This window comes from Agrobacterium sp. 33MFTa1.1, from assembly GCF_004328495.1.
Lineage (GTDB): Bacteria > Pseudomonadota > Alphaproteobacteria > Rhizobiales > Rhizobiaceae > Agrobacterium > Agrobacterium pusense.
In genome coordinates this window covers 64,700-78,669 of the sequence record NZ_CP036359.1, presented here as the reverse complement: position 1 = coordinate 78,669, position 13,970 = coordinate 64,700, and the positions used below count along the sequence as shown (strand labels likewise).

General features: G+C 60.1%; 14 protein-coding genes. 13 read left to right on the top strand and 1 reads right to left on the bottom strand.

Annotated elements, in window-relative coordinates:
- Positions 1-117: 117 nt before the first annotated feature.
- Entirely contained in the window at positions 118-708 is a 591-nt protein-coding gene (locus tag EYD00_RS14185) for a methyltransferase family protein (protein WP_051674165.1), read from the bottom strand.
- Between the two features lie 266 nt (positions 709-974).
- Here EYD00_RS14185 and EYD00_RS14180 point away from each other — a divergent pair, with 266 nt between their 5' ends.
- The 13 genes from EYD00_RS14180 to EYD00_RS14120 all read left to right on the top strand — a co-directional run bounded on the left by EYD00_RS14180 (position 975) and on the right by EYD00_RS14120 (position 13,968).
- Positions 975-2,756: a methyl-accepting chemotaxis protein gene (locus tag EYD00_RS14180; RefSeq protein ID WP_034496571.1), complete on the top strand. Its 1,782-nt coding sequence runs from the start codon at positions 975-977 to the stop codon at positions 2,754-2,756.
- Between the two features lie 168 nt (positions 2,757-2,924).
- A complete protein-coding gene (locus EYD00_RS14175; protein WP_034496569.1) occupies positions 2,925-3,836 on the top strand; it encodes a transglycosylase SLT domain-containing protein in 912 nt (303 codons plus the stop codon).
- A 142-nt stretch (positions 3,837-3,978) separates the two neighbouring features.
- On the top strand, positions 3,979-4,392 hold the full coding sequence (locus EYD00_RS14170) for a hypothetical protein (protein ID WP_034496568.1): 414 nt from the start codon (positions 3,979-3,981) through the stop codon (positions 4,390-4,392).
- A 193-nt stretch (positions 4,393-4,585) separates the two neighbouring features.
- Positions 4,586-5,569 (top strand): 3'-5' exonuclease, encoded by a 984-nt coding sequence (locus EYD00_RS14165; RefSeq protein ID WP_034496567.1) that lies wholly within the window; start codon positions 4,586-4,588, stop codon positions 5,567-5,569.
- A gap of 168 nt (positions 5,570-5,737) precedes the next feature.
- Positions 5,738-6,490: a GntR family transcriptional regulator gene (locus tag EYD00_RS14160; RefSeq protein WP_034496565.1), complete on the top strand. Its 753-nt coding sequence runs from the start codon at positions 5,738-5,740 to the stop codon at positions 6,488-6,490.
- Positions 6,487-7,272: a transporter substrate-binding domain-containing protein gene (locus tag EYD00_RS14155; RefSeq protein ID WP_034496562.1), complete on the top strand. Its 786-nt coding sequence runs from the start codon at positions 6,487-6,489 to the stop codon at positions 7,270-7,272. The genes EYD00_RS14160 and EYD00_RS14155 overlap by 4 nt, the downstream gene beginning before the upstream one ends.
- Before the next feature lie 69 nt (positions 7,273-7,341).
- Positions 7,342-8,013, top strand: coding sequence for an amino acid ABC transporter permease (locus tag EYD00_RS14150; RefSeq protein WP_034496560.1), 672 nt, complete (start codon positions 7,342-7,344; stop codon positions 8,011-8,013).
- Complete coding sequence (locus EYD00_RS14145) at positions 8,010-8,669, top strand: amino acid ABC transporter permease (RefSeq protein ID WP_022562609.1); 660 nt, start codon at positions 8,010-8,012, stop codon at positions 8,667-8,669. Before EYD00_RS14150 ends, EYD00_RS14145 begins: the two co-directional genes overlap by 4 nt.
- Positions 8,647-9,372, top strand: coding sequence for an amino acid ABC transporter ATP-binding protein (locus EYD00_RS14140; RefSeq protein WP_006700492.1), 726 nt, complete (start codon positions 8,647-8,649; stop codon positions 9,370-9,372). Before EYD00_RS14145 ends, EYD00_RS14140 begins: the two co-directional genes overlap by 23 nt.
- 284 nt (positions 9,373-9,656) lie before the next feature.
- Entirely contained in the window at positions 9,657-10,742 is a 1,086-nt protein-coding gene (locus tag EYD00_RS14135; protein ID WP_004444882.1) for an ABC transporter ATP-binding protein, read from the top strand.
- A gap of 30 nt (positions 10,743-10,772) precedes the next feature.
- On the top strand, positions 10,773-12,062 hold the full coding sequence (locus EYD00_RS14130) for an ABC transporter substrate-binding protein (RefSeq protein WP_004444880.1): 1,290 nt from the start codon (positions 10,773-10,775) through the stop codon (positions 12,060-12,062).
- 173 nt (positions 12,063-12,235) lie between these two features.
- A complete protein-coding gene (locus EYD00_RS14125) occupies positions 12,236-13,147 on the top strand; it encodes an ABC transporter permease (protein ID WP_034496552.1) in 912 nt (303 codons plus the stop codon).
- Positions 13,148-13,149: 2 nt separating this feature from the next.
- A complete protein-coding gene (locus EYD00_RS14120) occupies positions 13,150-13,968 on the top strand; it encodes an ABC transporter permease (RefSeq protein ID WP_034496550.1) in 819 nt (272 codons plus the stop codon).
- The last annotated feature ends 2 nt before the right edge of the window (positions 13,969-13,970 follow it).

The window sequence follows — 13,970 nt, the reverse complement described above, 5'->3', positions numbered from 1 at the left end:
TCCGAGGTTGACGGCTTCCCCCTTGCCGGCGGGTAACTCATGGGCAGATTGACGGCTCCCCATCCGGCGTAAAATGCAGCCGCAGCGCAAACGTTCCGAAACAATGCGTGACCAGTGTCAAAGCCAGCGTCTCACCCTGCGGCGATAGGCAACATAGGCCGGGCCAAGTTCCTTTGTCAGCACGCGCTCTTCAATGCTGACCTGCAGCATCACCGCGATGATGAGGACGATGGCGACGGTGAGCTGCAGAACGGAGGTGAACACCAGAACCAATCCCGTAAACAGCACAATCTGCCCGACGAAGACCGGGTTTCTTGACATGCTGAAAGGCCCGGTATCCACGATGGTTCCGAGGTGGCCTTCGGCCGCGCCGATGCGCCACGATTTGCCCATGTAATGCTGCGCGTAGAGCGCGAGCGCACTTCCCGCCAGCGCCATAACCACCCCAGCGAAGCGGATGGCTGCGCCGGTATAGTGTCGGTCCAGCAGCGAACCGGCCTGTTGCGGTTCCAGCCAGAGGGTGAAAAGCGGCAGAAGCGCGCCGAGAAGAAACGCGACACGGAAAAGCGTGGCGGGAACGGTTTGCCTTTCGCGACCCTTGGCAAAAAGCCAGACCGGTTCGCCCGTGCGCTTCGCCAGCCGGGCCGTCAACCATAAGAAACCACCGATATAGGTCCACACCGCAAGCACTGCCACAAGATCAATCATGTCTCCCCCAAATATATTGCCCAAGCCGGAAGCGGGATCCCGACTCGGAACAAATGTAGCAATGGAACTATTGCATCGCCCTGTCTTCGACTACGGGAACAGGTGTGAAATTTCAAAAAAACAAATCAATGAATGGAAATTTCGCTGGAGTACGCACGTGCATCAGACGAGAATAAAAATTATCATTAAATATCAATTAATACTGAAATTATAATATGCGTGAATAATTTTGGATAGAAACTTCCTGTTTTATCGGAGAAGCGTGCTTGAGTGTTCTTGATCGTGGTGCCAATGCTTTCGCGGTTCTCGCCGCGCTTTCCAAATCCCAGGCCATCATAGAATTCGACCTTTCGGGAAAGATTCTTGCCGCCAATGAGAATTTCTGTCGGGCTCTGGGCTACGAACTTTCGGAAATCCTCGGCAGGCATCACAGCATGTTCGTCGAACCCGCCGTCGTGTCTTCGGCGGATTACAAGGGCTTCTGGGCAAAACTTGCTGCCGGTCAGTTCGATCAGCAGCAGTATAAGCGCATCGGCAAGGGCGGCAGGGAGGTCTGGATCGAGGCTTCCTATAACCCGGTGTTTCGCCGCGGCAAGCCGGTGAAGGTGGTGAAGATCGCTACAGACATCACCGCACGCAAGCTGAAGGCGGCGGAAGACGCCGGCAAGATCGACGCCCTTTCCCGGGCGCAGGCCATCATCGAATTCTCGCCGAACGGCGAAATCCTGACTGCCAATGAGAATTTTCTGACGGCGCTGGGCTATTCTCTCGCGGAAGTGCAGGGCCGGCATCATTCCATGTTCTGCGAGCCGGCCTATACACACTCACCGGCCTACGGGCAGTTCTGGGAAAGGCTCGCCGGCGGCGATCTGGTGGCGGATGAATTCATGCGTCTCGGCAAGGGCGGCCGCAAGGTCTTCATCCAGGCTTCCTATAATCCGATCTTCGATCTGAATGGGAAAGTGTTCAAGGTCGTCAAATTCGCGACCGATGTGACCGGCCGTGTCGAGAATGTCGAAAAGCTGGCGCAGTGCCTTACAGACCTTGCCGAAGGCGATCTTGCCCAGAGCATCGACACGCCTTTCATTCCCTCGCTTGAACGGCTGCGCACGGATTTCAACGCGGCTTCGGAAAAGCTCAAGCGGGCCATGACGCGGGTGTCTGAAAATGCCGGCGCCATTTCTTCCGGGTCGAATGAAATACGATCCGCGGCAGATGATCTTGCCAGACGGACGGAGCAGCAGGCGGCTTCGATAGAGGAGACCGCTGCCGCGCTTGAAGAGGTCACCACGGCAGTCGGTGATTCAAGCCGTCGGGCGGAAGAAGCCGGCAGAATCGTTGCCCGTGCCCGCGACCATGCCGAACATTCAGGCCAGGTGGTGCGCGATGCCATAGGCGCCATGGATCAGATTGAAAAATCATCGCGGGAAATCTCGAGCATCATCGGCGTGATCGACGAAATTGCTTTCCAGACCAACCTTCTGGCGCTCAATGCGGGCGTGGAAGCGGCCCGTGCAGGCGAGGCAGGCAAGGGCTTTGCCGTTGTCGCGCAGGAGGTGCGCGAGCTTGCGCAGCGCTCGGCGACGGCTGCAAAGGAAATCAAGAACCTGATCAACGCTTCGGGCAAGCAGGTGGAAAACGGCGTCGGCCTCGTCACCAGGGCGGGTTCGGCGCTGCAGGAAATCGCAGAGCAGGTCGGCGACATCAATACCAATGTGGCGGCGATCGTGGATGCGGCCCGCGAACAGTCCACGGCGCTTGCCGAAATCAATCAGGCGGTCAACAGCGTGGATCAGGCTACCCAGCAGAACGCCGCGATGGTGGAGGAGCAGACGGCCGCAAGCCACAGCCTCGCGCGGGAGGCCGCGGCCCTGTTCGAGCTCCTAGGCCAGTTCCGGTTCGAGGAGACTGCGCGTCATGCGGCCTCTACGCGCAGCGGGTCCGGCCAGCGCGGTGCCGCCGCGCCGCGCCACCCGCTATCCCGCCCGTCGGGCGTGCGTGGCGCATCGAGCGCGGCTGTCGCGCATGAGGAATGGCAGGACTTTTAGAGGCATCTGGGGTTCCCTTCCATCCCCTGCGGGCCTTGGCATGGGGGGCCATGAAACGTCTGAAACCGAAATCGATCCATGCAAGTGCGGGGTATAGGCATATCGTCGCGATTGTCGGATAATCGACGCAGCGCGCCTGAAGATTACGGGGACTTTCGTTTGGCAGGGATGACATCAACAGGCAGGGTCGTGCTCGTTCTCTGCTGGCTGGCGGCGTTGCTGGGGCCGGCGCAGGCCGAAACGCCGGCTGACGGCAAGGCGTCCTGCGCCCATGCCCACGATGTGGCGCCCGAATTGTGCATCAGTCCCCAGAGCTACAACAGGGACCTTTGCCACGCCATCGAGGTTCTCGCCGCGCGCCATGCCGTTCCGCCGGATTATTTCGCCAGGCTGATCTGGCGGGAGAGCCTGTTCCGGGCCGATGCGGTGAGCCCGAAGGGGGCGGAAGGCATTGCCCAGTTCATGCCGGGGACGGCGAGGCTGCGTGGTCTGAACAACAGTTTCAACATCATTGCTGCGCTGGAGGCGTCGTCACGCTATCTGTCGGAGCTGAAGCTGCGCTTCGGCAATTTCGGTCTCGCAGCCGCAGCCTATAATGCCGGCGAGGCGGGGCTGCGCGGTTTTATCGCGACAGGTCGCCTACCGGTGGAAACGCGCGATTATGTCTTTGCAATCACCGGGTACCCTGTGGAAAGCTGGAAAGACAATCCACCGGATAAGGCCGCGCCGGCGCTGGACGGCAGCCGGCCCTTCATCGACGCCTGCCTGCGGCTTGCCGATACACGCACGATCAACGATCCCGTCCTGATATCTTCGGCCGACTGGGCGCCATGGGGTGTGCAGCTTGCCGCCCATTACAATCCGACGGTGGCGAACCGGCTCTTTACCCGTGCCATAGGCCAATTGTCGGGGCCTCTCAATGCCGAGCGCGCACTGATCGTGCGGCAAAGGGGTGGCAATTTCGGTTCGCGCCCGCGTTACGCCGCGCGCATCGGCCGCGAGACCAGAGCCGAAGCCAATGCGCTTTGTGGTGAAATCCGTGGGGCGGGTGTTCCCTGCACCGTGTTCCGCAACCGCTAGCGGGGGCCGCGGCTGATCATGACAAGTTGATCGGCCCATACGCCGCTCCTCCTTTCAGTGCGAGATGATCGCTCCTAGATTTGCGGCCGGCGGCGACCGCAACCCGCGGGCCGGTGACGTGTGACGAGGGGATGAATTGCACATGAGATTGCTTGAAACCGGAGCGCTGGCAGCGATGCTGACCATGGCCGTGGCGTGCACCAGCACCGGGCAGACGGAAATCACCCGCACTGTGGCCGGTTTTAAAGGGCAGCCGCGGGAGGCGGCAATCGCCCGGCTTGGCCGCCCCAACAAGGTCATCATCGAAAAGGGCGCAACCGAATCCTACTGGCTGAAAGTGGATGTCGAGACCTATGCGGGGCTCAGCAACCGGCGCGAATACCGGACCGTCGACGGGCAGGCGCAGGTCTCGCAGACCGAGGGCATGAAAATCAAGCAACATCGCCGCGATTGCATCATCAAGATCACCGCGGACGCAGCTTCCATCATCACCACGAGCGAGATCATCGGCGATCCGGCGAGCTGCGAGACTGTCCTGGGGCGTCCGGCTCCCTGACCGCCGTGGTTGAGATCGCCGCAGATTTACAGATGACGGCGGTTTTTTCCGAAGCCTGAAACCGTGCGTGTCTTTCGTTAACGGATTGGCGCCGCCTTTCTGTGGATGAGAGCGTCTGCTGTTGTTACCGTGAGCCTCTACGCATATGTTGGAGTACTGATTTTCGATTTCCGGGCAAGGCGGCAGGCACCTCATGACCTCCCAGTTGGACTTTTTCGCTTCCGCGGCCGCGCGGCTTCCCGAGACCGAACGGGGGCGAAAAATGCCGGGACGCGGAGCGGTGCAGAGGGTCGCAATGGATGATGAGGGGCTGGCGGGCTATCTCGAATCCACCGGCAATTACCGCGTTCTGCGCAAGCTCATGCCGCGTCAGGTCGTGGAACGGCCAAGGCCGGAATTTTCCCGCCGGGGCGTGATCCTCGACACGGAAACCACGGGTCTGAACCACCGGACGGACGAAATAATCGAGATCGGCGTCATCGCCTTCACGTTCGACGATCAGGGCGCCATTGGCGACGTCACCGGCATTTACGGCGGACTTCGGCAGCCCAACGTCGCCATACCGGCGGAGATCACCCGGCTGACTGGGATCACCGATGACATGGTTGCGGGGCAGGCGATCGACATGGAGCGGCTGACTTTTCTCGTCGGCGATGCTGATCTGATCATTGCCCACAATGCCGGCTTCGACCGTCCCTTCTGTGAAGCCTTCTCGCCCATATTCAATGAGAAGGCCTGGGCCTGCTCCGTTTCCGAAATCGACTGGCGGGTGCGTGGATTTGAGGGCAACAAGCTGGGTTATCTGATCGGTCAGTCCGGTTATTTCCATGATGGTCATCGCGCCGTTGATGATTGCTTCGCGCTGCTGGAGGTGCTCGAGCAGAACCGGCCGGGCCAGGAAGGCATGACGCCCTTCATGGAGCTTCACGCGGCTAGCCGTAGATCGCGCGTCCGGATCTACGCGGAGAACAGCCCCTTCGATATGAAGGATCACCTGAAGAAGCGGGGTTATCGCTGGTCGGACGGTTCGGACGGCCGGCCGAAATCCTGGTGGGCGGAGCTGCCGGAAGAGATGCTGGCGGAGGAGCTGCATTTTCTGCGCACCGAAATCTATCGTTGGGACGCCGACCCTACGGTCAAATATCTCACGGCTTTCGACCGGTTCAAGGCCGGGTAGGGTTAATCGCCTGCGGGCGTTTTTGATCGAGTGATGAAAATCTGTCCTGTTAACAGGCTGCTTCTTTCGTGTGCGCTGGACAGGTTGCTCAAATTTTGAGCTCATGTCGTTTTCCCCGCGATTTAAAGTGGGGAATCCGTCTGGCACGGGCTTTGCTTTCTGTCTTGTATGCAAGATTTACATACCAGGCAGGATCGTCAGATAAACATTGAAGAGGCCATCGTATCCGGCATTTTGTCGGCGCGTATCCGGCCGGGCACACGGCTCAGCGAAAACCAGCTTGCCGGTCTTTTCTCCGTATCGCGCACCCGGGTACGCGAGGCGATGATGCGGCTGGAAACCCGGGGAATCGTGCACGTTAGTGCGAGGCGGGGCTGGTTCGTGGTCGAGCCGTCTGCCGAGGAGGCGATGACCATCTATGAAGCGCGCCGGATCATCGAATCCGGGTTAGTGCGCAGTATGCGGACCCTTACCGAAGAAGGGCGCGGCGTTCTCCTGGCGCATCTCGAGGAAGAGAAAGTCGCCATAGCCGCGGGCGACCGGCAGCGCCTGACCTGCCTCATGGGCGATTTTCACATCAGGATCGCCGAGCTTTGTGGCAATGCCGTCCTCGTTGAACTGCTGCGCGACCTGACGGCCCGCACGATCCTCATTTCCATGCTTTACCAGTCGGAATTTCATGCGCTGCAGTCGCATCAGGGACATTGCCGGATATTCGAGGCGATGGCAGCCGGCGATTTCGCGAGGGCGGCGGAGCTTTCAATCGAACATCTGGACGAGGTGGAAACCGGCCTCGATCTCACCCGGCGACCTGACCCGCTCGCCGGTCTTCGCCACTCGCTCGCCCTTCCGGAACATAACCGCGGCGATACCGACAAAAAAACCGAGCAACAGAACCAGCACAAGGAGAATGAACCATGATATTCAGACGGACCTTCATCGCCGCCGCCGCCATGGCTGCCGCCTTCGGATTTTCCGCGCCCGCAAAGGCGGACGCCCTTGCCGACATTGCCGCACGCGGCACGCTGCGCGTCGCCGTGCCGCAGGATTTTCCACCCTTTGGCAGTGTCGGGGCCGACATGACCCCGCAGGGTTATGACATCGACGTCGCGAAGCTGATCGCCGACAAGCTGGGCGCGAAGGTGGAGCTGGTGCCAGTCACCAGCGCCAACCGCGTTCCCTATCTGCAGACCAACAAGGTCGATCTGGTGATCTCCAGCCTCGGCAAGAACGCCGAACGCGAGAAGGTCATCGATTTTTCGACCGCCTATGCTCCTTTTTTCAACGGCGTGTTCGGTCCGCAGGACGTCTCCCTCTCCAAAGCCGAGGACCTGAAGGGCAAGACCGTTGCCGTGACACGCGGTTCTGTCGAAGACCTCGAGCTGACGAAGGTTGCGCCCGCTGACGCCACCATCAAGCGCTATGAGGACAATAACGGCACCATTTCCGCCTTCCTGTCCGGTCAGGCGGAGGTTGTCGCAACCGGCAATGTGGTCGCCGCCGCCATTCTGGCGAAGAACCCGCCGAAGCGGCCGGAAATGAAATTCCTGATCAAGAATTCGCCCTGCTACATCGGCCTCAACAAAAATGAGACGGCCCTGCTGGAGAAGGTCAATGCGACTATCGCCGCGGCCAAGGCGGACGGTTCGCTGAATGCCATCGCCACCAAATGGCTCGGGCAGGATCTGCCGGCCGATCTCTGATCGTCACATATCCCCGTCGTCCCGGTTCCCCGGGACGGCTTTCTCACCACCGGCGCAAGGGGACTTTTCTTGAGCTATCAATTTGATTTCCTGTGGCTCGGCGAATATTGGCCGCAGATTGCCAAGGGTATTGCCATCACCAGCCAGCTGACGCTGGTGGGCGGCGTTATCGGCGTGTCGCTCGGCACCGCCTGCGCCTGGGCCCGTGCGCTTGGCCCCTCCTGGCTAAGGCCCATCGTCGGCGGTTACGTCGAACTCATCCGCAATACGCCTTTCCTCATCCAGCTGTTTTTTATCTTTTTCGGCCTGCCGTCGCTTGGTTTCAAGCTTTCGGAGCTGACCGCCGCCAATCTGGCGATGATCGTCAATCTCGGCGCCTATAGCTGCGAGATCATTCGCGCCGGCATCCAGGCAACACCGAAAGGCCAGTTCGAGGCGGGGGCGAGCCTTGCGATGACTCGCTTCGAAACCTTCCGCCACGTGGTGCTCCGGCCATCGCTGCAGCGCATCTGGCCAGCGCTCACGTCGCAGGTTGTCATCGTCATGCTCGGGTCGGCGGTTGTCTCGCAGATCGCGGTGGAAGACCTGACGTTTGCGGCCAACTTCATCCAGTCGCGCACCTTCCGCGCCTTCGAGGCCTATATTGTTTCGACGGTGATCTACCTGCTGCTCGCGATCCTGCTGCGGCAGGGCATGCTGGCGCTGGGCGGCTTCCTTTTTCCGCGGAGGCTGGCGCGATGATGGAATTCACCTTCTGGGATATTCTGCGCAACCTGTTGCTTGCCACGCGCTGGACGCTGCTGCTGTCGCTGGTTTCCTTCGCTGGCGGAGGCCTGGTCGGCCTCGCGCTTCTGTGGCTGCGCATCAGTCCGCGTCCGGCCTTGAGCCGTCTTGCCCGCATCTACATCGAAGTCTTTCAGGGTACGCCGCTCCTGATGCAGCTTTTCATCGCCTTTTTCGGCCTCGGCCTCTTCGGAATCGATGTTCCAGCCTGGCTTGCCGCAGGCGTGGCGCTCATCCTGTGGACTGCTGCGTTTCTGGCGGAAATCTGGCGCGGCTGTGTAGAGTCGATCGCAAAGGGGCAATGGGAAGCCTCGGCAAGCCTTGCCATGGGCCGCCTTCAGCAGATGCGTTACGTCATCCTGCCCCAGGCGATGAAGATCGCCATTCCACCGACAGTCGGTTTTTCCGTCCAGGTCATCAAGGGCACCGCGCTCACCTCCATTATCGGTTTCGTTGAACTGTCCAAGGCCGGCACGATCGTCACCAACGCGACCTTCCAGCCTTTCACGGTATACGGGCTGGTGGCGCTCATCTATTTCGCCCTCTGCTGGCCGCTGTCGAAATCCAGCCAGTTTCTCGAAAGGAAGCTCAATGTCGCTCATCGAAATCACTGAAGTCCACAAGAGCTTTGGCGACAACGAAGTGCTGAAGGGCATCAACCTGGATGTCGAGCCCGGAGAGGTGATCGCGATCATCGGGAAAAGCGGTTCGGGAAAATCGACGCTGCTGCGCTGTATCAACGGTCTTGAGACGATCAGCAGCGGCTCCATTCAGGTGGCGGGCGCCCAGCTGCTTGATGACGAGCTGCATCTGAAGGCCCTCAGATTAAAGGTGGGCATGATTTTCCAGCAGTTCAATCTCTTTCCGCATCTGACTGCCGGCGGCAATGTGATGCTGTCGCAGATGGTTGTGAAGAAGCTGGCGGCGCCCGAGGCGGAGGCGATGGCGCGCAGGATGCTGGAGCGTGTCGGTCTGGCGCACAAGTTCGACGCTTATCCGGACCAGCTCTCCGGCGGTCAGCAGCAGCGCGTGGCCATCGCCCGCGCGCTTGCCATGCAGCCCATCGCGCTTCTGTGTGATGAAATCACGTCCGCGCTTGACCCGGAACTGGTGTCGGAGGTGCTCGCTGTCGTGCGTGAGCTTGCCAGGGAGGGCATGACACTTTTGATGGTGACGCATGAAATGAAGTTCGCCCGTGACGTCTGCTCGCGCGTCGTCTTCATGCATCAGGGACGGGTACACGAGATCGGCCCGCCGGAAGAAGTTTTCGCTAACCCCCGCACACCGGAACTCAGGCAGTTCCTCGGTGTGCTCTAACATTCCATGGCTGCGCACGCCTGCAGAGCGGCGTGCGCAGTGGTCCGTGCGCCGCAGGCTTCGCGCTGCGACTTGCGGGTTCATGCGCCATGTGAACCAGCGGCGCGTAATCAATTAGTCGCCAAGATTGCATACAATTTTTCCATCGCATCGAAAACAATCGCTGTAAATTTGGGCACTCTTCTCACCCTGTGTTTCTCCTCTTTTAAATTATCCTTTTGCATCAATGAGAAAGCCGATTGGCACGCCTCCTGCATGGATAGAAGTGTCGCAGGAGAGTGTTTATGAGCAAAGCCGCCGCAATTGACATCGCTTCCGTATCCAAGATTTACGGCAACACCACCGCCGTGCATGCGATAAGCCTGAAGATACCGGCCGGGAGCTACTGCTGCCTGCTCGGCCCGTCGGGCTGCGGCAAGACCTCGACGCTCAGGATGATCGCTGGTCACGAGAGCATTTCCAGCGGCGATGTCAGGCTTGGCAACACCGTCGTGACCGATCTGCCGCCCGCCCGGCGCGGCACGGCGATGATGTTCCAGTCCTATGCGCTGTTTCCGCATCTCGATCTCGTCGACAATGTCGCCTTCAGCCTCAAGATGAAGGGTGTGGACAGGGAGACCCGGCGCACAAAGGCGCTGGACATGCTGCGCCTGATGCAGCTCGAGCCTTATGCCGGCCGCCGCCCGGCCCAGCTTTCCGGCGGGCAGCAGCAGCGCGTGGCGCTGGCGCGCGCGCTCATTACCGATCCCGAGGCGCTGTTGCTGGACGAGCCGCTTTCGGCGCTCGATCCCTTCCTCAAGATCCGCATGCGCGCAGAGCTGAAGAAGCTGCAGACTTCACTCGGCATCACTTTCGTCCACGTCACCCACAGTCAGGAAGAGGCGATGGCACTGGCCGATATCATCGTCGTCATGAATGACGGCCGGATCGAGCAGGCGGCGACCCCGCGTGAGGTTTTCGAGCGACCGGCGACCGCTTTCGTCGCCCGTTTCATGGGCGACCACAATGTCATTTCCGGACGATTCAGGGAAAGGTCCGGCGAGCTGGTAACGCTTGAAGTCGCAGGCGGCGGCACATTTACCGCGACAGGCGCGGCGCCGGATGACGGGGCGGTCGATATCGCCGTTCGCACCGATCGGGTGCGTGTGGGTGAGACCGATCAACCCGGTCTCGGTTTCACGGGCATCGTCTCCAATGTCGAGTATCGCGGCGCCACCGTGAAGATCGCCGTGACCGGCGCCGGCATGGAGGATTTCAACGTCATCCTCAGCGACGCCGCCTTTTTCGAAAACCCGGTCAGGACCGGCGACGCCATACCGCTTTCATGGAATGCGGCCGATGCCATCGTGCTCGGCCGGGTAGAGAAGTGACCCCAAAAATAACCAGAGGAGAACTTTGCAATGACCGATACCACCAGCAGCAAGAAGGGCCTGTCCCGCCGCGGCCTCCTGAAAGCGGGCGCGGCTGCCACGGGTGCGGCGATCGGCTCCGGCCTCATCACCGGCTTCCCGACCATCTGGGCGCAGAACCCCATCACCATCCGCCAGTTCGGGACCGGCGTCTCCAACCTCAACGCCATTGCCGAAAAGTGCAAGGCGGACCTCGGGATCACTCTTGAGATGACGGCGACGGATTCCGACGCCGCTGCCCAGCGCGCCGTCACCCAGCCGAACTCCTACGATATCGCCGATATCGAATACTGGATCCTGAAGAAGGTCTATCCGGCCGGCGTCATCCAGCCGATGGAAATCAAGAAGCTCAAATATTACGACAAGATCGTGCCGCTGTTCAAAAACGGCAAGCTGAAGCCTGACAGCGTGGTCGCGCAGGGCACTGCGCCGCACACGGTCGGTTACGTCGAGAAGCCCGGCGACAAGACATTTGCCAAGGGTGAGACCGATTATTTCACCATGGTTCCGACCATCTACAATGCCGATACGCTCGGCATCCGCCCCGATCTCGTCGGCCGCGATATCACCAGCTGGGCCGATATCATGGACCCCAAGTTCAAGGGCAAGACCTCCATCCTCAACATCCCGTCCATCGGCATCATGGACGCGGCGATGATCATGGAAGCCATGGGCAACATCAAATATGCCGACAAGGGCAACATGACCAAGGCGGAAATCGACAAGACCATCGATTTCCTCATCAAGGCCAAGAAAGACGGCCAGTTCCGCGCCTTCTGGAAGAGCTTCGACGAAAGCGTCAACCTCATGGCCTCGGGCGAAGTCATCATCCAGTCCATGTGGTCACCGGCCGTTGCCGCGGTCCGCTCGAAGGGCATCGCCTGTAAATACCAGCCGCTGAAGGAAGGCTATCGCTCCTGGGGCGGCGGTCTCGGTCTCGCCAAGCATCTGTCCGGTGCGAAGCTCGATGCAGCCTATGAATATATCAACTGGTACACTTCGGGCTGGGTCGGCGCCTACCTCAACCGTCAGGGTTATTACTCCGCCGCCATGGAAACGGCGAAGGAGCACATGACCGCCGACGAGTGGGGTTACTGGGTCGAGGGCAAGGCGGCTCAGGGCGATATCATCGCGCCAGACGGCAAGGTCATGGAAAAGGCCGGTGCCGTGCGCGATGGCGGTTCCTTCGAGGAGCGCATGGGCAAGGTGGCGTGCTGGAACTCGGTCATGGACGAAGACCGCTACATGGTCCGCCGATGGAACGAATTCATCGCGGCGTGATGCTTTCAGGACGACCGGCGGCAAGTGCCGCCGGTCAATTGCGACAGGCACCCACCTCTCGACGTCATCCTCGGGTCAAGCCGAGGATGACGTCGAGGGTGTGGCGGACCTTCCAACGTGCCCGCTGGCGGCAATGCCGCCGGCACTTCTGCAAATCCACAGAAAGGCTCCCCATGGTGACGGTCAGACTCATCGGCGTCAGCGACAAGAAGGACAGACCGCCCCGCAGCTTCGCGCTGCCGCAAAAACTCGTTTCCTATGTGCAGGCTGCCCCGCTTTTCCTGATCCTCGGCTTTTTCCTGGCTCTGCCGATCCTGATGATCGCCGTCGTCAGCTTCTGGGATTACGATTTCGCCCAGATGTATCCTGATTTCGTAACCTTCAATTACAGCGAGACACTGGGATCGTGGGTCACCTGGCAGACCTATCTAAATACGCTGAAATATGCAGCGATGGTCTGGGCCATCACGCTGTTCTGCGGTTTCTGGGTGGCTTATTTCCTCGCCTTTCACATCCGCACCACCACCATGCAGATGGTGCTGTTCCTTATCTGCACCGTGCCCTTCCTGACGTCCAACATCATCCGCATGATTTCGTGGATACCCGTTCTGGGGCGAAACGGTCTCGTCAACAGCGCGCTGGTCGGCACCGGCATCATCCCCGAGCCGATCGAATGGCTGCTCTATTCCGATTTCGCCGTGGTGCTGGCCATGGTGCATCTTTATACGCTGTTCATGGTCACGCCGATCTTCAACACGCTGATGCGCATCGACAAATCCTTGATCGAGGCGGCGCGCGACGCTGGTGCGACCGGCTGGCAGACGCTCACCAATGTCATCATCCCGCTCGCAAAACCCGGCATGGCGATCGGTAGCATCTTCGTTGTCACGCTGGTCATGGCCGATTTTTCCACGGTTCAGGTCATGTCGGGCGGCCAGAGCGCCTCGGTGGCGCTGATGATGAAGAACCAGATGTCGCTGCTGCAATATCCGGCCGCTGCCGCCAATGCCGTCATCCTGCTCGTCCTCGTTCTCCTGATGGTCGCGGGCATCCTGCGCATCGTCGATATCCGCAAGGAGCTTTGATTATGCACCGGGAAAAACGCGGCCGCGAATTCTATATCCTCGCTTTCTTTTTCGCCCTCTTCGTGCTGTTTCTTTACGGCCCGTTGTCGGCCATCCTCATCCTCGCCTTCCAGGGGCCGAACGGAGGCCTGACGTTCCCGCTGAACGGCGTCTCGCTGCACTGGTTCGGCAATCTCTTCGAACAGCAGGCAGTCGGCGATTTCGGCGGATCGTTCCGCCGTTCCTTCGCTCTCGGCCTGATGGTCATGGTCGTAACCGTGCTCGTCTCGCTGCTGGCAGGCCTTGCCTTCCGTCGCAAATTCATCGGCGCGACGCCGCTGTTTTATCTGTCGGTCGCCAGCCTGGTGGTGCCTTCCATCATCATATCCCTTGGCATTGGTGTTTTGTTTCAGCAGCTTGGGCTAGAACCTTCATGGTATACATCAGCTTTTGGCGCGCATCTGACCTGGACATTGCCCTTCGACGTTCTCATCATGCTCGCCGTCTTCAACCGGTTTTCGCCGTCCTATGAGGAAGCGGCGCGCGATCTCGGTGCGTCCTCATGGCAGACCTTCGCCCATGTGGTGCTGCCGATGATCGCGCCGAGCCTGATCGGTGTTGGCCTCTTCGGGTTCACGCTTTCCTACGACGAGTTCGCCCGCACGCTGATGACGTCTGGCACCTACAACACGTTGCCGCTGGAAATCTACGGCATGACCACCAATGTCACGACCCCTGTGCTTTATGCGCTAGGCGCCGTTACCACCCTGTTTTCCTTCCTGGTGATTGCGGCCACGCTCGGCCTGATCGTCACCCTCAATCGACGCCATTCGCGCGGATGAAG

Excerpts from the sequence above, each read along its gene's own strand:
- EYD00_RS14185 (WP_051674165.1), bottom strand. The coding sequence starts at position 708 with ATGATTGATCTTGTGGCAGTGCTTGCGGTGTGGACCTATATCGGTGGT.
- EYD00_RS14175 (WP_034496569.1), top strand. The coding sequence starts at position 2,925 with ATGACATCAACAGGCAGGGTCGTGCTCGTTCTCTGCTGGCTGGCGGCG.
- EYD00_RS14170 (WP_034496568.1), top strand. The coding sequence starts at position 3,979 with ATGAGATTGCTTGAAACCGGAGCGCTGGCAGCGATGCTGACCATGGCC.
- EYD00_RS14165 (WP_034496567.1), top strand. The coding sequence starts at position 4,586 with ATGACCTCCCAGTTGGACTTTTTCGCTTCCGCGGCCGCGCGGCTTCCC.
- EYD00_RS14160 (WP_034496565.1), top strand. The coding sequence starts at position 5,738 with ATGCAAGATTTACATACCAGGCAGGATCGTCAGATAAACATTGAAGAG.
- EYD00_RS14155 (WP_034496562.1), top strand. The coding sequence starts at position 6,487 with ATGATATTCAGACGGACCTTCATCGCCGCCGCCGCCATGGCTGCCGCC.
- EYD00_RS14145 (WP_022562609.1), top strand. The coding sequence starts at position 8,010 with ATGATGGAATTCACCTTCTGGGATATTCTGCGCAACCTGTTGCTTGCC.
- EYD00_RS14140 (WP_006700492.1), top strand. The coding sequence starts at position 8,647 with ATGTCGCTCATCGAAATCACTGAAGTCCACAAGAGCTTTGGCGACAAC.
- EYD00_RS14135 (WP_004444882.1), top strand. The coding sequence starts at position 9,657 with ATGAGCAAAGCCGCCGCAATTGACATCGCTTCCGTATCCAAGATTTAC.
- EYD00_RS14130 (WP_004444880.1), top strand. The coding sequence starts at position 10,773 with ATGACCGATACCACCAGCAGCAAGAAGGGCCTGTCCCGCCGCGGCCTC.
- EYD00_RS14125 (WP_034496552.1), top strand. The coding sequence starts at position 12,236 with ATGGTGACGGTCAGACTCATCGGCGTCAGCGACAAGAAGGACAGACCG.
- EYD00_RS14120 (WP_034496550.1), top strand. The coding sequence starts at position 13,150 with ATGCACCGGGAAAAACGCGGCCGCGAATTCTATATCCTCGCTTTCTTT.